A 19,349-nucleotide genomic window follows, 5' to 3' on the forward strand; every position below is an offset into this window, starting at 1 on the left:
ACGTCGCGAGCGGGCTGGGGACGCAGAGACATGACGGAACTCCTCCATGTTCTCGCGGCCCGGTGTTCCCAGCCTCCCTCCCGAACTGGGGATCATCAACCGGAATCGGCCAACAGAGTCCTGAAGGACCGGGATTCCAGCCGTCGCCGACTGGCCTTCCTGCTTCACCGCCGGTCGCCCGCCCGAGAGGGAACTCTCGTTGAGGTCTTACACCAGCTCCACAGGCGTTTCACCTCTCCGCAAGCCCTGCGGCGAGGGTGCTTCTGATCGTGCGTCCGGTGGCTTGGTCATCGCCACCGTCGAACACATCACCGAACCGTGCGGTGTCGTGCGGCGTTTTGACGCCGGTTCGCCCGGCGGCGAATCGGCTACCCCTGTCCCGCTCGCAGGGGTCCGATTCCTCCCTCGCCTGTAGGCGGGGGTCTCCTCGGAGGCATGTGATGAACACCGTCCGGCGGGCCCGTGAGGTGTGCTCACACGCCGTGGATGCGGCGGCCCGTGATCTGCCGCGGGGAGATGCGGACGTAGAGGAGCCGCTCGCCGCCCGCCCAGGGGGTGACACCGGAGCCTGCCGCGTCCGCCACCTCCTCGGCCGGCACGTGATGGGCGGGACCCTGCACCAGGACGCTCCAGCCCTCGCGGTTGACCTCGTCGATCCGGTCGATCTCGAAGGCGATCACGATGTCGACCCCCTTCACCCCGCTGCGCAGGTCCTCGTCCATGGCGCCGCCCGCCGCGGTGCGGAAGACGATGTCGCCGTCGTGCAGCTTGTAGTTGACGGGCAGCACCGTCGGCCCGTGCGAGCCGTTGAAGGCCACCCGGCCGATCCCGCCGGACTCGATCAGCCGCAGGCACTCCTCCCGGTCCAGCACCTCCAGGGTGGGATGGGCCATGGCGGGGCCGCGTCCGGGCGGACGGTCCCGGCCGCCGCCGAGCAGCTCCTCGACCGTGGTCTGCAGGGCGTCCGCCAGGCGGTAGAGGGCGCCGGTGTCGGGCGTGTCGGCGTTCTCTTCCAGATATTTCACGTAACCGGGTGACATGTCGGCTTTGTCGGCGACCTGCTCCCGGGTCAAACCGAGACGTTCGCGGTGATGAATGATGCGGCGTCCGAAATCGCCGGTACCAGTCATGATCACATCTCCTCGCGTATAGGTGCGGCGCATGGTGCCGTTGATGCGCGCCTCGCGATGGTCGGCGTCGACGAAGATCTGGCGCCCGTGGTAGCGCAGCGGCATGCACACCAGGCCGAGCCGCTCGGGCACCAGCGGGTCCAGCCGCAGCCGCCCGCCCCGTTCGAGCTCCAGGCCCAGGTAGCAGCTCTGCAGCAGGTCGAGCGTGCCGCCCATGGCTCCCAGGTGGATGCCCTCCGCGGTCGTGCCGCCCTGCACGTCACTGACGTCACCGGTGAGGGCCTCGATGAAGAACTCCCAGGACCGCTCCCGGTTGCGGCGGGCCAGGATCCAGGCGTGCACGACGGCGCTGAGCGTGGAGCCGTGGCTGGTGCGCCGCAGGTAGTAGGAGATCGTCCTGGAGATCAGGCCGGGGTCGGGCGCGTAGCCGAGCCGTTCCAGGATCGCGGTCAGCTGCTCGTCGCCCAGCAGGTAGCAGAGCATGAGCGTGTCGGCCTGCTTGGAGGCCTGGTAGCGGTTGACGTCGTCGCAGTCGGCCTCCAGCACCCGGTCCAGGCGGCGCACGCCGCGATAACGCTCCCAGTCGAGCTCCAGCAGATCGCCGTACCCCGTGAACTGGCTGATGACGCCGTGGTGGAAGTCGACCCTCATGCGGCGGCTGACGTCGTCCCAGCGGGCCAGCTCGGCGGCCGGCGGCGCCAGCTGCGGCGCCAGCACGGCGGTCTCGCGGGCGAGCGTCATCAGCCACACGGTCATGACGTTGGTGTAGGCGTTGTTCGCCACGCCGGGTTCGTCGGAGCCCGGGTAGGCGTCGTGATACTCGTCGGGGCCCATGACGCCGCGGATCTCGTAGCGGCCGTCGCGCAGCTCGGCCAGCGAGGCGAAGAACCTGGCGATGTCGAGCACCAGCTCCGCGCACCAGGGCGGCATCGAGCCGGTGGCCAGGTAGTGGTGCCACACGTTGTAGGCGATGGCCAGGCCGACGTGGCGCTGGCGGTGGGAGTTGTCCGGCAGCCAGCGGCCGGAGACGGGATTGAGGTGCAGCCTCTGCGTCTCCTCGCGCCCGTCGCTGCCGCTCTGCCACGGGAACATCGCGCCTTCGTACCCGGCCTCCGCGGCCGCGTCCCTGGCCTCGGGCAGGCGCCGCCAGCGGTAGCGCAGCAGGCCGAGCGAGATCTCGGGAAAGCGCAGGTTCAGCCACGGCTCCACGAACAGCTCGTCCCAGAACACGTGCCCCCGGTACGCCTCGCCGTGCAGACCCCGGGCGGGCACCCCGGCGTCGAGGTCGGCGGTGTGCGGGGAGAGCGTCTGGAGCAGGTGGAAGACGTACAGGTGGACGAGCTGCGACAGCTCGGGGCCGTCCACGTCGAGCCGGGCCCGCCGCCACAGACACTCCCACGCCGACGCGTGGCGGGCCAGCAGCTCGTCGAAGCGCGGCGCGCGGCGTACGTGACGCAGGGCCGACGAGCGCGGGTCGTGGCCGGCGGGGTCGCGCGAACTCGTCAGCGCCACGGTCTTGGTGATCCGGGCCGGCTCACCCTCGGCCAGGTCGAGCACGTGGTCGGAGGTGATGTGGTCGCCGCCCAGCGCGGGCCGCGCGGACGGCGTGTCCCCGTCGATCCTGGAGGCCAGCGCCACCATGACGCGCGCATTGCGCGTGGTCGCCGTCAGCCAGGCCATGCCGTTGTCCGCGCCCGTCTCGTGCCCGGTGAGATGGTCGCCGCGCAGGTCGCGGTAGCGGGCGACGCCGCAGTTCGTCACCCGGCCCTCCAGCGTGGCGCGCACCCGCATCGGCCCCGACCAGTTCTCCGCGGTGAACGTGGTCTCCAGCGCGGCCAGCGTGGGGTCGGCCATGGACACCAGACGGCGCTGGCGTACGTGCGTGACCCGGCCCGCGCCGTCGCGCCAGCGCAGCTCCCGCGTCAGCACGCCGTGCCGCAGGTCCAGCTCGTGCCGGTAACGCAGCAGTCCGGCCTCCTCGGGCCGGAACCAGCCGCACTCCGGAGTGGCGAACGTCAGCGGCAGCCAGTCGGGCAGGTTGACGATGTCCTCGTTCGTCACCGTACGGCCGGCCACCACCGAGTCGAGCCGGTCGTAGCAGCCCGCCAGGTACGTGCCCGGGGTGCGCGGCCGCCCGTCGGGGGTGGCCCCCCGCGTCGCGAACCGGCCGTTGCCGAGCGTGCACAGCGCCTCGCGCAGCCCCTCGCCGGCGGCGTCGAACCCCTCGTAGACGAGCGTCCAGGCGTTCATCGCCGCCCCACGGGCACCCGCCCGGTCACGCTCGCGTCGGCCAGGTCGGCCACCACCGCGTCGGCGCCGGCCGCGCGCATCGGCGCCTCCTGCGAGCCGCTCCTGTCCACCGCGACGATCAGCCCGAACCCGCCCCTGCGGCCGGCCTCGACCCCGGGCAACGCGTCCTCGACGATCGCCACCTCGGTCGCGGACACCTGCAGGCGGTGGGACGCCTCCAGGAACAGCGCGGGATCCGGCTTGCCCGGCAGCCCCAGCCCGGCCGCGTCGTCGCCGTCGACCACCGCGTCGAACAGGTGCATCAGTCCGGCGGACGCCACCACCGCGCGGCAGTGCCTGCTGGCAGAGACCACCGCCGTACGGGCCCCGCGGCGCCGCAACTCGTGCAGCAGCGCGACGGTCGAGGGGAACGCGGCCACACCGTGCTTGTCGATCTGCTCCTGGAACAGCGCGTCCTTGGCCAGCCCGAGCCCGTGAACGGTCGGCGCCCCCGGCTCGTCGCGCGGGCCGCCTTCCGGCAGCGAGACGCCGCGCGAGGCCAGGAACGTCCGTACCCCGTCGAGTCGCGGCCGCCCGTCCACGTACGCCAGGTAGTCGGCGCGGATGTCGAACGGCGCCGCCCCCCGGCCCCGCAGGAAGGCGTCGAACACGTGCTTCCACGCGGCCGCGTGCACCCGCGCCGTGTCGGTGACCACCCCGTCGGTGTCGAAGACCACCGCGCGGAGTCTGCTCAGGTCGAAGGTGGACATGTCAGGACGCTACCCGCGTACGGGGCCGCCAGCCCTGACCGTGCGACCCGGCTACCGGACGGGACGGCCGGGACGGCGACCACGCGGGCTTCCCGCGGTCCTGGGCCATCGGGGGTACGTTGGGTTCGCCACCGTGAGCGCTGTCGCAGGAGGTCCGCATGAAGGTGTTCCGCGTGCCGCTCCCGCTGGCGGCGCTCCCGGTCGCCGTCGCGGTCACCGTCGCCGGCTGCGGGGGCGGGACGGACCCGGAGGCGACGGCCACCGCGCCGCCCTCGACCGCGCCGCCCTCGACCGGGCCCACCGGCCCGCCCAGCCCGTCCGGCTCGCCCTCGACCGCCCCGGACGCCGGCACGCCCGCGCCGGGCGAGTCGCTCGTCGCCGGCCGCTACCAGCCGCTGTGGCCGTTCTCCACCCAGGAGGAGGCGGCGCGCTGGCGGGAGGCCCGGGGCGAGGACGGCGACCAGGCATGGCACCTCGACGCCGCCCGCACCGCGCTCGCCTTCACCCGCGACTACCTCGGCTTCACCGAGATCGACCGGGCCGTCAAGACCGAGCAGGAAGGCGTGCACGCGCGCGTGCACGTCGGCTACCGCAGCCAGGAGGGCGACCGGCCGGCGGTCGCGGCCGTCGTGCACCTCATGCGGTACGGGCCGGGCGAGGACGCCCCGTGGGAGGTCGTCGGCACCGACGACACCTCGTTCACGCTGACGAAGCCGGCGTACGGCACCGCCGTGACCTCGCCGCTCACCGTGGGCGGGCGCATCTCGGGCGTGGACGAGAGCATCACCGTCCACGTGCGCCGGCCGGGCTCGGACGCCCCGCTGGGCGAGCGGTGCTGCGTGCCCGCCGGCGGGCGGAAGGCACCCTGGTCGGCCACGGTCGACTTCACGGCCCGGCCGGGCAAGACCCTCACGGTCGTGGTCTCCACGGGCGGTCACGTGGCGACGGTCGAGCGCTTCGCGGTGACGGGCGTCACCGTCACGTCCTGAAGGCCGGTGCGGACCGCGGCATCGTCGGGCCGGTGAGAGCGTCCCAAGGCCTTGCGACCGGCGGTGCCGGCGGCGCGAACCCGGCTCAGCCGACCGGCGCCGCCCGCAGCTTCTCGCGATATGCGCGGTTCACCGCCATCAGCTCGTCGAGCGCGTCGCGGGTGCGGACGAGGTCGGCGATGTGCGCGGAGAGCCGGTCGCGCTCCTGCGCCATCCGTTCCAGGGCGGCGTCGGAGGTTTCCTCGCTGGGCGAATCGACGCACGGGAGCACTTCGGCGATGGTGCGGCTGGACAGGCCCGCGGCGTACAGGCGCTGGATGAGCGTGACCCGTTCGACCACGTCGTCCGTGTAGTGCCGCTGCCCGCTCGCGCTGCGGGTGCTGGCGAGCAGCCCCTGCTCCTCGTAGTAGCGCAGCGACCGGACGCTGACTCCCGTGTGTGACGCGAGCTCACCGATGCGCACGTCGTCCTCCCCGGGTGATCTCCGGCACAAGACCTGCCTCTGACATTCATGTGAGCGTTGAGCCTACTCGGCGCACCGCGCTCGCCCGCCGCCACCTGCCGACCCCGGCGGCTAACATGGATGACCGTTCGTTGACCAGCGGAGGCATCATGGGCAGGCCCCGGACGACCAGCGACGAGGCGATCCTCCAGGCCGCCGCCCGCGCGATCGGCCGGCACGGGCCGCAGAGCCTCACCCTGGCCGCGGTCGCCCAGGAGGCCGGGCTGTCCCCGGCCACCCTGGTGCAGCGGTTCGGCTCCAAGCGCGGCCTGCTCCTCGCGGTGGCCGGGCAGGCCGAGGAGAGCGTGGCGCGGCCGTTCCTGCGGGCCAGGCAGGAGCACGGGTCGCCGCTGGAGGCGCTGCGGGCCGCCGTGGCAGGCCTGTCGGAGAGCGTGGCCACCCCCGAAGAGCTGGCCCACAGCCTCGGCTTCCTGCAACTCGACCTGACCGACCCCGAGTTCCGCGCGCACGCCGCCGAGCACGCCCGGCGTACGCGCGAGGAGATGGCCGCGCTGCTGGCCGAGGCGGTGGCGGCGGGGGAGCTCGCGGGCGAGACGGACGTCGCGCGGCTGGCCCGCGCGGTGCAGGTGACCTACAACGGCGTGCTCATCCTCTGGGCGCTGACCGGCGAGGGGGCCCTCGCCGACGCGATGCGCGACGCCCTCGACGAGACGCTGGGCCCCCACAGGAAGCTCTGACTCTTCGCGGGACGGCTGCGCCGGCGCGCGATTCGGTATACCGAAAAATGGCCCGTGCCGGCTGAGGGCAGTGGTGGCGCTGGTACAAGGGAGGCGAACCGATCTTCCAGTGTGGGAGCGTTCCCACCGGTAGTTGAAGAGAGAACCCTGTGCACCACCAGCACCTCAGGCTCCCGGCGCTCTTAGCCGGCGCCGCCCTCGTTGTCGCCCTCGGCGCGAGCCCCGGCCACGCCGCACCTCCCGGTCAGACCGCCACCGCGGTCCCCGCCACGGCCGGCCAGGTCCCCGCCGAAGCCGGCGAACCCCTGACCATCACGCTGATCACCGGCGACGTCGTCACGTACACGCCGGTCAAGGACGGCGTGCCCAAGATCTCCATCCAGGAGGCCCCGCGCCCCGGCGGCACGCCGGTCAGCTTCGCGACCCTCCCGGCCGGGAGCGGCGGCCGGCTGGTCCTGCCGTCCGACGCCGCGCCCCTGGTCAGCTCGGGAACCCTGGACGAGACGCTGTTCGACGTCGACACGCTGGCCCGCGAAGGGCGTACCGACCGCATCCCGTTGCTGGTCACCTACCGGGGCGAGCCCGCCGCGTCCGCGCTGCCCGCGACCGCGAGAGCCCTGGCCGGCGCCGCGGACGTGCGCCCGCTGCCCAGCATCGACGGGGCCGCGCTCACCGTGAAGCCGGCCGACGCGGGCCGGTTCTGGAACGGCTTCCTCGGCGAGCGGCCCGCGCTCGAGAGAACGGCGGGCGGCATCGCCAAGCTCTGGCTGGACCGGCAGGTCACCGCGTCGCTCGACAAGAGCGTGCCGCTCATCGGCGCGCCCGCCGGCTGGGAGAAGGGCTTCGACGGCACCGGGACCAAGGTCGCCGTGCTCGACACGGGCATCGACGCCGAGCACCCCGACCTGGCGGGCAAGATCGCCGCCAGCGAGAACTTCTCCACGTCGCCGAGCATCACCGACAAGCAGGGCCACGGCACCCACGTCGCCTCCACCATCGCCGGCTCCGGCAGCGCGTCGGGAGGGACGTACAAGGGCGTCGCGCCCGGCGCCTCCCTGCTGATCGGCAAGGTGCTCGGCGACAACGGCAGAGGCGAGTGGTCGTGGGCCATCGCCGGCATGGAGTGGGCAGCCGAGCAGGGCGCCGACGTGGTCAACCTGAGCCTGGGCGGCTGCTGCGGCGACGGCACCGACCCGATGAGCCAGGCCGTGGACGAGCTCACCAGGAAGCACGGCACGCTGTTCGTCGCCGCCGCCGGCAACGCCGGGGACACGCTCACGGTGGACACCCCCGCCGCCGCCGGCGAGGCCGTCGCCGTCGGGTCGGTCGACAAGGACACCGGCACGTCGCTGAGCGGCTTCTCCAGCAAGGGACCCCGGTTGTACGACGCGGCCGTCAAGCCGAACATCGTCGCCCCAGGCGACGGCATCGTGGCCGCCCTCTCCTCCGCCTCGTCCGGCAAACCGTACCCGGGCAACGAGCGCTACACCGCCGGCTCGGGCACCTCCATGGCCACCCCGCACGTGGCCGGCGCCGCGGCGATCCTGGCCCAGCAGCACCCCGGCTGGGACGCCGGCGAGCTGCGCGACGCGCTGACCTCCACCGCCGCGCGCGACGGCGGCCACAGCTGGTTCGAGCAGGGCAGCGGCCGCGTCGACGTGGCCCGCGCGGTCACCCAGCAGGTGTTCGCGACCTGGGCCGTCGACTTCCGCGTGCTCGCCGGCGAGCCGGTCACGCGGCAGGTCACCTACCGCAACACCGGGAGCGAGGACGTCACCCTGTCCGTCGCGTCCGCGACCCGCGGCTGGAGCGGCAGGCCCGCGCCCGAAGGGGCGGTGCGCCTCAGCGCCGGGAGCGTCACCGTGCCCGCGAACGGTTCTGCCACCGTCGACGTCACCGTCGATCCCGCCAAGGGGGAGACCGGCGCGTACGGCGGCTGGATCACCGCGAGCGGCGGCGGCGCCGAACTGGTCACGCCGTTCAGCTACTACACCGGCCTGCCCACCCACCAGCTGACCGTCTCGCTGGTCAACTCCTACGGCTTCAAGGAGTTCGGCAGCGGACGCGCGGGCACCGAGCCGCTCGTCTACTACATCCCGACGAAACGGAAGGTCAGCCCCGAGGACCCGTTCCACCCGGCCGGTTACTACACCGCGCGCACCGACGCCCAGGGCAACAGGCAGGTGCCGCTGCCCGCGGGCGAGTACGAGGTCGTCACGGTGATCCACGACGCGACGACCGCGAACCGTACCAGCATGGTCATCGCGACCGTCACGCTCGACGGCGACAGGACCGTCACCCTGGACGCCCGCGACACCGTGCCGATCAGGCCGGTCACCAAGGAGAAGACGGAAGGCGACGGAAGGGCCTGGTACGTCCGCACGTTCACCGACCGCAACAACCCCGTCTCCGTGTACGCGGGCACCGCTCCCGGCCAGGACCTCTACGTCACGCCCGTCGGCAAGGTCCCGGCCGGTGAGATGCGGCTCTCCCACGGGTGGCGGCTCGACCCCGCCGCGCTGACCTCCGCGACCGCGGGCCGGCTCCGGCTCGACCCTGTCTACGACGTCGCCGGCATGCACGCCGCCCTGACCGAGGACCGCACCCTGCCCGTCGTGTCCGTGGGGCAGGGCAGGGAGGCGGACTTCCAGGACGTCGACGTGGCGGGCAAGCTGGTCCTGGCCGGAGTGCCGGTCCCGGACGACTCGTACCGGGGTGCGGCAGGGGCGATGGACCAGGCGGCCAAGCTCGCCGCCGCGCGCGGCGCCGCCGGCTTCGCCGGCTACCTCGACGTCGACGGTGGCAGGGCCAGGGCGCCCTACTCCACCGGGACGTTCCTGGGGCTGGGGCTGAGCGCCGAGCAGGGCCGCGCGCTGCGCGCCGCCGCGGACGCGCGGCCGGTCTCGATGCGCCTGGTGCCGGATGACGCGGCGGATGACCGGGGACCGGTGTACCGGCTGCGCTACGACGAGCGCGACCGGATCCCCCGCAAGGCCCCCACGGTGGACACCCGGGACCTCGTGCGCATCGACGCCCAGTACCACGCCGACCAGCCGGGCACCGCCGGCCGGGAGTTCGGGTCGTCCACCACGGACGAGGAGCCCGGCGAGATCACGTACGGGCAGCCCCTCACCATGCCGCTGGCCCGCACCGAGTACTTCGGCCCGGTCGACGACAAGGTCACCTGGAGCCGCGAGATCACCAACCAGAGCCTGCGCCTGCACTCCAGCGACCGCTTCACCCGGCACGACCGCCGGCAGAGCGAGCACTGGTTCAAGGCTCCCCTGGCGCCGGGCGCCGCCGAGCAGCCCAAGGGTTACCCCGCCGGCGTGCCGTGCGTGATGTGCCGCGACGGCGACCGGTTCGTGCCGCTCGACCGGTGGTCGGACTCCGACCCGCGCCACCTCACCGACCTGAGCACGGCCGAGGTCAAGTCCGCGCCACGGCTTTTCGCGGGCGACCGGGAGATCCCGGTGCAGGGGCGCGCGCCCCGCTCGTTCACCGTCCCCGGGGGGAGCGCGGCGTACCGGCTGGAGAGCGTCGACACCACCAAGCGGACACTGTCGCCGAAGGTGAGCACCGAGTGGTCGTTCGCCTCCTCGCCGCCGTCCGGCACGCCGGACGGGCAGTCCTGCTCGTACGGGCCGTCGTGCGCCGTCCAGCCGGCGATCCTGCTCAGCTACGACCTCCCGCTCGACCTGCTGAACCGGGCGCGGGCCGGCCAGCCGTTCACGTTCGAGATCGGGGCGGGCCCGCACGAGTCGGTCCAGAAGAAGCACGCGGTCAAGCGGCTCAAGGCCGAGTACTCGGTCGACGACGGCGCCACCTGGCTGCCGGCGCTCACCGGGAAGCGGGGCCAGGACCGCTACCAGGCGCTCGTGGTGCACCCGCCGCTCTCCGCCACCAGCGGGTACGTCTCGCTGCGGGTCACCGCGTCCAACAAGGAGGGAGCCACGGTCACGCAGACCATCGAGCGGGCGTACGCGCTGAAGTGAGCCGCGCCGCCGGCGCCTCCCGCGACACCCGCGGGCGGCGCCGGCCGCGGGCGGCGGCACCGCGAACGCGATGATGGTCGAAAGACGTCTGGTGTCGAACGGGAGCCATAGATGCGAATCGGTGTCGTATTTCCGCAGAACGAGATCGGCGCGGACGTGGGCGCGGTGCGCGCCTACGGGCAAGCGGCCGAGGAGCTCGGATTCCGGCACGTGATGGCCTTCGACCACGTGGTCGGCGCCGACCCGGCGGTCCATCAGGGCTGGGAAGGCCCCTACGACGTGCGGAGCACCTTTCACGAACCCCTGGTCCTGTTCGGCTATCTCGCCGCGCTGACCAGGCTGGAACTGGTCACCGGCATTGTGATCCTGCCCCAGCGGCAGACGGTCCTGGCGGCCAAGCAGGCGGCAGAGGTCGACCTGCTCACCGGCGGCCGCTTCCGGTTCGGCGTGGGGCTCGGCTGGAACCAGGTCGAGTACGAAGCCCTGGGCCAGGACTTCGCCACCCGGGGCAGGCGCATCGAGGAGCAGGTCGGGTTGATGCGCCGGTTGTGGAGCGAGCAGTCGGTCACGTTCGAGGGCAGCTTCGACCGGGTGACCGGGGCGGGCCTCGCGCCGCTGCCGGTGAGCAGGCCGATCCCCGTCTGGTTCGGGGCGCAGTCGCCTCCGGCCTACCGCCGCGCCGGCCGGCTGGCCGACGGGTGGTTCCCGCAGATGTCTCCCGGACCGCGGCTGGACGAGGCGAGGGCCATCGTCGAGGAGGCCGCCTCGCAGGCCGGACGCGACCCCTCCGCCATCGGCATGGAGGGGCGCGTCAGCTGGACGGGCGACGCCGACGAGCTGGGCGCGCTGGCGGGCCGGTGGCGCGAGGCCGGCGCCACGCACTTGGCCGTCAACACCATGAAAGCGGGGCTGAGCTCCGTCGACGAGCACATCGCCGCCCTGGCGACCGCCTCGGTCGCACTCGGGCTGCGCGAGAGCTGAGCCGGGTCAGATCGAGGCGGGGCAGGGGGCCCACCGGTCGAGCGGGCACGGTCGAACGGCAGGGTCAGATCGAGGCGAGGCCGGCGCCGACCAGGACGCGCAGGTGCTCCAGCAGGTCTTCGGTCGTGGCGGCGAGCGGCTGGACGCAGACATGGTCGGCGCCCGCGTCGAGGTGGTCGCGCACCCTCTCGATGATCGCCTCCGGGTCGCCCCAGGCCACGATGGCGTCGACCAGCGCGTCGCTGCCGCCACCGGTGACGTCGTCCTCGCTCCAGCCCAGGTCGAGCAGGTTGTTGACGTAGTTCGGCAGGCCGAGGTAGAGCGACATGAAGCGGCGGGCGGTCTGCCGCGCCCGTACCGGATCGGTGTCCAGCACGACCGTCTGCTCCGGTGCCAGCACGGGATCGGGGCCGAGAACGGCACGGGCGCGCGTGGTGTGCTCCACGGGGACGAAATAGGGGTGCGCCCCCTGCGTGCGCTGGGCGGACAGCTCCAGCATCCGGGGGCGGAGCGCGGCCAGCACCCGCGGCGCCGGCGCGGGCAGCGGGCCGCCGTATTTCGTCGAGTCCATGGCGTCGAGGTAGTCGCGCATCGCCGACACCGGCCTGCTGTAGTCATGACCGCGCATCTCCACGGCGGGCGCGTGGCTCACGCCCAGGCCGAGCACGAACCGCCCGGCGTACGCCTCGGCGAGCGCGCTCGCGCCGTTCGCGGCGGCGGTGGCGTCGCGGGCCCAGATGCTGGCGATCCCGGTGGCGATCATCATGCTCTGGGTCGCGTCGAGCAGCAGTCCCGCATGGACCAGCGACTCCTTGCCCGCCGGGGTCTCACCGAACCACAGCGTGCCGAAGCCCAGGCTCTCGATCTCGCCGGCGGCGTCCCGCTCGACCACGGCGGGCTCGCCGGTCAGCGTGGCGTTCCAGACGCCTACCCGCCCCATGCGCCGCTTCAGCGCCGCCACGTCGATGCTCGCCTCCGGCATCGCAATCACCACCTTGGTCGTCACCTGTCACCCAGGCCACCACGATATGTGGCGTAACGTCGGCGTAGCGCAAGGCCCGCTTCATGACTTGCCGTCGTCTTTGTCACCCGCCCGGCCCGCGCCGCCTGACGCGCCGTCTCTGTCACGTGCCGCCCCCGCCGCAGCCGCCTCCACCGCAACCACCGCCGCCGCTGTCCCCGCCGCTGCTGCTGCCGCCGCTGAAGTCGCCGCCGCCGTAGCCGCCGCCCGAGTGCGACCCCGAGCGGTCGGAGCCGAACAGGCCGCTGAAGTCGAAGAAGCCGCCACCGCACGACCCTCCGCCGGAGGGGACGGCGGGGTCGTGGACCGGGATGCTCGTCCTGCCGTACGACCCGCAGTGTCCCGGAGCGCAGCACGCGGCGCGCGATCGGGTCCTGGTCCGGGTGTCGCGGCGCAGCGTGTCGGCGAGCCGCCGGTCGGGCAGCTTCGTCAACCCGTGCAGCGCCACCTCGCTGATGTCGTCGGAACTCTGCCACGAGCCGTCCGCGAGGGCCCGGACGTCCGCCCGCTCCAGCGCCGCCCGTCCGGACCTGGTGAGCGGGTCGGCCAGCCGGCGGCGGAGCAGGAAGGAGCAGCCGAGCCCGGCCACGGCGGCCACGACCGCGATCGCGACCGCGCCCACGGGGCCGTGCAGAGCCGTCCCCACCGCGGCCGCGAGCACCGCCAGCGCGGTGAGGACGACCAGCAGGCCGGTACGCCGCCGTGCCCTCACCCGGGCGGCCGGCGGCATCAGGTAGCCCCGCCGCAGCAGGGGGGTGGACAACCATCGCATCGCTTCGGCGTCGCCGACGCCGTGGCGTACCTCGGCCGCGGTGGATCCGCCCATCCCGCCCTTGACCTGCCGGTATACCGCTCGCTCGATCCGGGCCCGCTTGTTCGGCCGGAAGCCCTGCACCGGTGTGACGACCCCCTCGCTGGACACCCGGACCCCGCCCTGGGCCACCAGCGACACCAGCGCCGTGTTGATCACCCGGCGCGGCCCGCCCGCGAGATAGGCCGCCTGGTAGAGGTCGAGTGGAGAGCCTGTGGCCGGCGCCGTCCTGGATCGGGCGGCGGACAACGCCAGGTGTGTGCGTGCCGCGGCGAGGGCGATGAGTGCGACCAGCGAGATGGCGATCGCGTAGGAAACCCCGTCCATTGTGTCTCCCCTTGAGCAGAGAAATGATGAAACGCAGGCGGCCCCCTGTGCTTGGAAGACGTTCCCCGTCCGGCCGGCGGTTCCCCGGAGAATGAGCAGAACGAGCAGAAGCGCCGCGAGCGCGCCCGCGATCCGCTGATCACCGTGCGGCGCCGGCCCGGCCGCGGCCCGTACCGGCGTGGAACGCGGGGCTTGCGGGCGGCGTGCGCCCATGAGGGGTTTAACCAGGCAATATCCTGATACGGCGGGGCCCGGGCGGGCAGGGACCTATGAGGGACCCATGCCTCTGCCGGACATGATGGCGACACCCGGAGAGTGCCGTCAGGGGGTGTTCGTGATGCGCGACTCGGTGATGCGACAAGTGCGGAGATACCGGTTCGACCGCAACCCGCTGCGCCGCCGATCCGACCGCCTGGAGAGTCTCGCGCTGCTGGTCGCCGTGTTGCTGGTGCTGCTCAGCGCGTGGCCCGCGGTGACGGCGGGGCGGCAGGCGTACCAGAGCGCGGCGAACGCGGGCGCCGGCGGGCGGTTGCAGGTGAACGCGACGCTGCTGGCGGACGTGCCCGTCAGCCCGACGTCGCTCGGCTCGGTGCCCAGGGGCGGCCCGGTCCAGGCGCGGTGGACCATGCCCTCCGGGCAGGAGCACACCGGTCAGGTACGCGGGCCCGCCATGGCCAAGGCGGGCACGACGGTGCGGATCTGGGTCGACGAGACCGGCCGGCCGGCGCTCCCGCCGCCGACCGCGGTGGAGATCCACGTCACCGGCGTGGTGACGGGGATGCTCGTCATGCTGGCCGCGGTGGCGGCGGTGCTGACGGCCCTCGCGGGGTTCCGGTGGCTGGTGAACCGCGGCCGGTACCGCGCGTGGGAGGACGCCTGGTCGCTGGTCGACGAGCGGCGGCGCCGCCGCTCGTAGGCGCATCCCCATCGCCCACACGTGACATCGCCCGTAACGGATGATTCCGCGTGGTCGGTGCGCATCATGATATTTCCTGCTTTGGCCGTCGGGTGCCGACACGCCAGGCAGCGCGCAACCTCCGTAACCGGCGCGGGTGTGGTGGACATGCGCCGACATGCACGGAGGGTGCCAGGACGATGACTTACAGTTTCCCCGTCATTTTCAGTCATCGCCTGTTCAGGGGGACAGATGAGATCACGGACCATCCCGATCACGACGGCCGCCGCCCTGGCCATGACCGGCCTCATGGTGCCGGTGGCCGCCGCGTCGGGGGCCGGCAGGGCCGCTGCACCCGTGGCGGGGCCGGCGGACACGCGCCCGCGGTGGCCGCACGGCGCGGACAAGTCGCCGGAGATGGACGCCCACCGGTCGAGCGACTTCTGGACGCCCGCCCGCATGGCGGCCGCGCTCGGCGCGCCCCTGCCGGAGACCGAGCTGACGCCGTACCACGGCGAGGGCGCGGCCCGGATCACCGGCGTCCCGTCGTCCCAGCGGCTGACGCCCGGCGGTGACAGCAACGGCTACGCCAAGGTCCGGCGCCCGTACAGCAAGCTCCCGCACACGCGCGCGGCCGGCCGGCTGTTCTTCGTCGACGCCCACGACAAGCTCAGGTCCTGCACCGCGGCCGTGGTGCGCTCGCGCGACGAGTCGCTGATCGTCACCGCCGCGCAGTGCGTGTACGGCGAGCCCGGCGACCACCACGAAGGGGGGTACCGCCAGGATCCGCGGCACCACGGCTGGCATCGCTACCTGCTGTTCGTGCCCGCCTACGACGGGCGGAAAGAGCGGGAGCCGTACAGCCGCTGGGGGGCGGTGCGCGCGTGGAAGCCGAGCGCCTACACCGGCCACGAGGGCGGGGGCGCCAACTCGCCGTACGACGTCGCGCTGGTGGAGGTCGAGAACATCTACACCGACCAGACGTTGCAGGACCGGGTGGGCGGCTACACCGTGCTGCGCAACCAGGGGGGCTACTTCAAGGTCAACACGATCGGCTACCCCGCCGTGCACAAGAACCGCGCCTACCAGGGCAAGGACCAGATGTGGTGCGAGGGCCGCACCCGCCCGGCCCGCCCCTACGAGCCGCGCCGCCACGACGTGCGGTTCGGCGGGCTGACCACCCACAACTGCCAGCTGGTCGACGGCGACAACGGCGGCCCGTGGATGGTGCGCGCCCCGGGCAGCGGCCTCGTCGGCGTGACCTCCACCGGGCGGTCGCACAACGGCGACAACGGCAGCACCACCGCCACGGCGCTGGGCATCGACTCGTACGGCGCCATCGTCAAGGCGGCCGACCCGGAGGGCGTCTACGACCAGCTGTCGATCAGCGCGGACGTGGCGGACGGGACGATCGAGCAGGGCGAGAGCACCATAGCCACGTTGACGGTCGCCATGAACGGCCTGAGCGGCGCGGCGGACGTGCCTGTCAGCGTCCGGCTGCCGCGCGGGTTCCGCCTGGTGCCCGACTCCGAGTCCGACTGCGAGGGGACGAGCGGCGAGGTGACCTGCACGATCGACACCATCTACCCGGGGCAGACGGTGGAGCTCAACCTGCGGATCGCGGCCGACGACGTCGCCCCCGGCAGGTACCGGTTCCGTGCGGACGTCGAGCGCACCCACCTCAACCCCGACCCGCGCGGCACCGTCGCGTACTTCAGGATCCACGTCGTTCGCTGATCGTACGTGAACGCCGCCTCGCGGCGGTTCAGGGACCGGCCCGCCCTCCTTTGGGGGCGGGCTTGGCCCTGACGTGCATGCGCTCGCCCTGCGGACCGAACAGGGCCAGCACCTCGGCGGGCTCGGAGTCGGGGTTGGCGAAGCCGTGCGGTGTGCGCGTGTCGAACTCGGCCGCCTCGCCCGGGGTCAGGATCACGTCGTGCCGCCCGAGCAGCAGGCGCAGCCGGCCCGACAGGACGTACAGCCACTCGTAACCCTCATGGACCTGCTGCTCCAGCTCGCAGCCCGGCCAGTGCGGCGGGTAGATCTGCTTGAACGCCTGCAACCCGCCCGGCCGCCGGGTCAGCGGGATGTAGGTCCTGCCTCCCTTGAGCTTGACCGGCCGCATGTGCACCCTCGGGTCGCCGGTGACGGGCGCGTCGATCAGCTCGTCGAGCTGCACCTGATGGGCCGTGGCCAGCAGGAGCAACAATTCCAGTGTCGGCTTGCGCTGCCCGGCCTCCAGGCGCGACAGCGTGCTGACGGAGATGCCCGTGCTCGTGGACAACTGCGCCAGCGTCACGCCGCGCTCCTGTCGCAACGCCCGCAGCCGCGGCCCCACCGCCTGCAGCACTTCGTCGAGTTCCATGGATCCAGCTTGCCATTTCGGCAATGATATTTGTCAAACTCGCGCCTCGTCGCGGACAGTGGCCGCACCACACGGACAAGAGGAGCGGCAATGGACACGAGATATGACGTGATCGTCGTCGGCGGCGGCGCCGCCGGGCTGAGCGGCGCGCTCACACTGGCCAGGGCGCGGCGCAGGGTGCTGGTGATCGACGCGGGGGAGCCGCGCAACGCGCCCGCCGATGGTGTGCACGTCTACCTGGGGCGCGAGGGCGTGCCGCCGCACGAGCTGCTGGCGGCCGGCCGCGATGAGGTGACCGGGTACGGAGGCGAGATCGTCACGGGCACGGTCGAGACCGCCGAGCGCACCGGCAAGGGGTTCCGGCTCGCGCTCGCCGACGGGTCGCAGGTCGAGGCCGCCCGGCTGCTGGTGACCACCGGACTGGTCGACGAGCTGCCCGACGTGCCCGGGCTGGCCGAGCGGTGGGGCCGCGACGTGCTGCACTGCCCGTACTGCCACGGCTGGGAGGTACGCGACCAGGCGATCGGCGTCGTGGCCACCAGCCCGCTCGCCGTGCACCAGGCCCTGCTGTGGCGGCAGTGGAGCGACGACGTGACCCTCTTCCGCCACACCGCGCCCGAGTTCGGCGAGGAGGAGATCGAGCAGCTCGTCGCCAGGGACGTCACGGTGGTGGAAGGACGTGTCACCGGGCTGCAGCTGACCGGCGGGCGGATCAGCGGCGTGCGGGTGAACGGCACGGTGGTGCCGCGCCGGGCCCTCGCCGTCGCCACCCGGATGACCGCGCGCTCCGGCCTGCTCGCCGGGCTGGGGCTGGAGACGGCCGAGCAGGAGATGGCCGGGCACGTGGTCGGCACCTACGTCCCCGCCGATCCGGCGGGCGCGACCGGCGTGCCCGGCGTGTGGGTGGCGGGGAACGTGACGAACCTGCCCGAGCAGGTCATCGGTGCGGCGGCGGCGGGTGTGCGCGCGGGCGCGGCCATCAACGCCGACCTGATCGCCGAGGAGACCCGCCGGGCCGTCGCCGTCCGACGGGCGCACGCGGGTGGCCAGATCTCTCCGGAGAAGTTCTGGGACGCCTTCTACACCGAGCGCCCGCAGATCTGGAGCGGGAGGCCCAACGTCATGCTCGTGCGCGAGGCCACGGACCTGGAGCCGGGCCGGGCGCTCGACCTGGGATGCGGCGAGGGCGCCGACGCGATCTGGCTCGCGGAGCGGGGCTGGTGGGTGACCGCCACCGACATCTCCCGCGTCGCCCTCGACCGGGGCGCCGAGCAGGCCAAGGTCGCGGAGGTGGCCGACCGCATCGACTGGCAGCGGCACGACCTGGGCAGCACGTTCCCCGACGGGCACTACGACCTGGTCTCGGCCTCGTTCCTGCACTCGAAGAGCGAGCTGCCGCGCGAGAAGATCCTGCGCTCCGCGGCGGCGGCCGTCGCGCCCGGCGGGGTGCTGCTCGTCCTCGGGCACGGCGGCTGGCCCAGCTGGGAGCACGACCCGATGCCCGGCGTGCACTTCCCGACCACGCAGGACGTGCTCGACGCGCTCGACCTGCCGGAGGGGGAGTGGGAGGTGCTGCGCAGCGAGGAGTACGAGCGCAGCCAGCACGACCACGAGGGCCGGCCGGGCACCCGCACCGACAACGTGCTGAAGATCCGCCGCCTTCCCTAGGGCCGTCGTTGACGGGGTCGCTGATCCCTGATCTTCTGATCGCGCGGCCCCGTCCCCCGGCTCCGTCCCCTGGAGCCGTTCCGTGCGGAGGTGGTGTCCCATGCCGACGGGTTTGAGCTGTGTGCGGGCTGGCGGGCCAAGCCGGCCCAGCGCACGGTGTCCGACTCGATGTGGCAGTCGGGAGCCGCGATCACCCTCCTCGACCTGGGCAAATACCGGGTGACCAAGTACAGGGACGGCGTCCTCGTCCTTGACCAGCAGGAGCAGCTGCTCAACCGGCTGGACACCCTGTTCGGGCCGCACAGCACCACCTCGCCGGAGAACACCAAGGCCAGGAGCGTCAACGAGTCCATTCTCGGCTCCCAGGCCAGCGCCTTCCACACCTGCCTGACCGGCCTGGGAGTGCGCCACCGCTACCGGAATCGTCGGTAGTGCTCCGGCCTTCGGGCCGGAGGTGAAGCCGGCTCGCCCGCGTAGCGGGGCAGGAACAGCCGATTCGTCTGGCGGCGGATCGGCGTCTTTCGGCTCAGGCGGGACGGTTGTGTTGTTCGATGTACTGGCGCAGGACACTGATCGGGGCTCCGTCCACCGATCCGGCGAAGTAGGAGCCCGACCACAGTTTGCTGGCCCGGTAGTAGTGGCGGGCCAGTTCGGGAAACTCCTGGCGCATCCGCCGCGAGGAAACGCCTTTGAGGCTGTTGACCAGCTTGGACAGGGCGACCTTGGGCGGGAAGTTGACCAGCAGGTGGACATGGTTGTCCTCGCCGTTGAACTCGCGCAGTTCGGTCTCGAAGTCGGCGCAGACCGCGCGCATGATCTCTTCCAGCCGGGCCAGGTGCTCGCCGGCGAAGACCCGATGCCGGAACTTGGTGACGAAAACCAAATGCGCATGCAGGACGAAAACACAGTGTCTGCCAGTTCTGATATCGCTGTACTCGGCCATAAGCCAACTGTATGATGATCTCGTG

The 19,349-nt window shown here is 72.7% G+C and carries 15 protein-coding genes; 8 read left to right on the forward strand and 7 right to left on the reverse strand.

Annotation, left to right across the window (positions count from 1 at the left end):
* Nucleotides 1–473 precede the first annotated feature (473 nt).
* Nucleotides 474–3,380, reverse strand: a complete 2,907-nt coding sequence (locus ACTWPV_RS47740) for a pyridoxamine 5'-phosphate oxidase family protein (protein ID WP_443156917.1) — start codon at nt 3,378–3,380, stop codon at nt 474–476.
* A complete protein-coding gene (locus ACTWPV_RS47745) occupies nt 3,377–4,129 on the reverse strand; it encodes an HAD family hydrolase (protein WP_443156918.1) in 753 nt (250 codons plus the stop codon). The genes ACTWPV_RS47740 and ACTWPV_RS47745 overlap by 4 nt, the downstream gene beginning before the upstream one ends.
* Nucleotides 4,130–4,287: 158 nt before the next feature.
* Between ACTWPV_RS47745 and ACTWPV_RS47750 the strand changes: the two genes are divergently transcribed.
* Nucleotides 4,288–5,118: a hypothetical protein gene (locus tag ACTWPV_RS47750; protein ID WP_443156919.1), complete on the forward strand. Its 831-nt coding sequence runs from the start codon at nt 4,288–4,290 to the stop codon at nt 5,116–5,118.
* An 85-nt stretch (nt 5,119–5,203) separates the two neighbouring features.
* Here ACTWPV_RS47750 and ACTWPV_RS47755 read toward each other — a convergent pair whose 3' ends face one another.
* Nucleotides 5,204–5,581, reverse strand: a complete 378-nt coding sequence (locus ACTWPV_RS47755) for a MerR family transcriptional regulator (RefSeq protein ID WP_443156920.1) — start codon at nt 5,579–5,581, stop codon at nt 5,204–5,206.
* A gap of 149 nt (nt 5,582–5,730) precedes the next feature.
* Here ACTWPV_RS47755 and ACTWPV_RS47760 point away from each other — a divergent pair, with 149 nt between their 5' ends.
* The 3 genes from ACTWPV_RS47760 to ACTWPV_RS47770 all read left to right on the forward strand — a co-directional run bounded on the left by ACTWPV_RS47760 (nt 5,731) and on the right by ACTWPV_RS47770 (nt 11,294).
* Nucleotides 5,731–6,318 carry a TetR/AcrR family transcriptional regulator gene (locus ACTWPV_RS47760; RefSeq protein WP_443156921.1) on the forward strand — a complete coding sequence of 196 codons (588 nt, stop codon included), beginning with the start codon at nt 5,731–5,733 and terminating at the stop codon, nt 6,316–6,318.
* Nucleotides 6,319–6,467: 149 nt separating this feature from the next.
* A complete protein-coding gene (locus tag ACTWPV_RS47765; protein ID WP_443156922.1) occupies nt 6,468–10,313 on the forward strand; it encodes a S8 family serine peptidase in 3,846 nt (1,281 codons plus the stop codon).
* 111 nt (nt 10,314–10,424) lie between these two features.
* The gene (locus ACTWPV_RS47770) at nt 10,425–11,294 is read left to right on the forward strand and encodes an LLM class F420-dependent oxidoreductase (protein WP_347644387.1); all 870 of its coding nucleotides are present in this window, start codon (nt 10,425–10,427) and stop codon (nt 11,292–11,294) included.
* 64 nt (nt 11,295–11,358) lie between these two features.
* Here the strand turns inward: ACTWPV_RS47770 and ACTWPV_RS47775 are convergent, their stop codons facing one another.
* Entirely contained in the window at nt 11,359–12,276 is a 918-nt protein-coding gene (locus ACTWPV_RS47775; RefSeq protein WP_443156923.1) for an LLM class F420-dependent oxidoreductase, read from the reverse strand.
* A gap of 142 nt (nt 12,277–12,418) precedes the next feature.
* Complete coding sequence (locus ACTWPV_RS47780) at nt 12,419–13,453, reverse strand: TIGR04222 domain-containing membrane protein (protein WP_443156924.1); 1,035 nt, start codon at nt 13,451–13,453, stop codon at nt 12,419–12,421.
* A gap of 280 nt (nt 13,454–13,733) precedes the next feature.
* Between ACTWPV_RS47780 and ACTWPV_RS47785 the strand changes: the two genes are divergently transcribed.
* Together ACTWPV_RS47785 and ACTWPV_RS47790 are read left to right on the forward strand one after the other, a co-directional pair.
* Nucleotides 13,734–14,369 (forward strand): Rv1733c family protein, encoded by a 636-nt coding sequence (locus ACTWPV_RS47785; protein ID WP_347644384.1) that lies wholly within the window; start codon nt 13,734–13,736, stop codon nt 14,367–14,369.
* Between the two features lie 231 nt (nt 14,370–14,600).
* A complete protein-coding gene (locus ACTWPV_RS47790) occupies nt 14,601–16,085 on the forward strand; it encodes a hypothetical protein (RefSeq protein WP_443156925.1) in 1,485 nt (494 codons plus the stop codon).
* Between the two features lie 28 nt (nt 16,086–16,113).
* Here the strand turns inward: ACTWPV_RS47790 and ACTWPV_RS47795 are convergent, their stop codons facing one another.
* Nucleotides 16,114–16,713, reverse strand: a complete 600-nt coding sequence (locus tag ACTWPV_RS47795) for a helix-turn-helix domain-containing protein (protein WP_443156926.1) — start codon at nt 16,711–16,713, stop codon at nt 16,114–16,116.
* Nucleotides 16,714–16,803: 90 nt separating this feature from the next.
* Between ACTWPV_RS47795 and ACTWPV_RS47800 the strand changes: the two genes are divergently transcribed.
* Together ACTWPV_RS47800 and ACTWPV_RS47805 are read left to right on the forward strand one after the other, a co-directional pair.
* Nucleotides 16,804–18,381, forward strand: coding sequence for an FAD-dependent oxidoreductase (locus ACTWPV_RS47800; RefSeq protein ID WP_443156927.1), 1,578 nt, complete (start codon nt 16,804–16,806; stop codon nt 18,379–18,381).
* Between the two features lie 93 nt (nt 18,382–18,474).
* Nucleotides 18,475–18,813, forward strand: a complete 339-nt coding sequence (locus ACTWPV_RS47805) for a hypothetical protein (RefSeq protein ID WP_443156928.1) — start codon at nt 18,475–18,477, stop codon at nt 18,811–18,813.
* Nucleotides 18,814–18,907: 94 nt separating this feature from the next.
* Here the strand turns inward: ACTWPV_RS47805 and tnpA are convergent, their stop codons facing one another.
* Entirely contained in the window at nt 18,908–19,324 is a 417-nt protein-coding gene (gene tnpA / locus ACTWPV_RS47810; RefSeq protein ID WP_443156929.1) for an IS200/IS605 family transposase, read from the reverse strand.
* Nucleotides 19,325–19,349 lie beyond the last annotated feature (25 nt).

The sequence above is a fragment of the Nonomuraea sp. KM88 genome, assembly GCF_052245635.1.
Lineage (GTDB): Bacteria > Actinomycetota > Actinomycetes > Streptosporangiales > Streptosporangiaceae > Nonomuraea.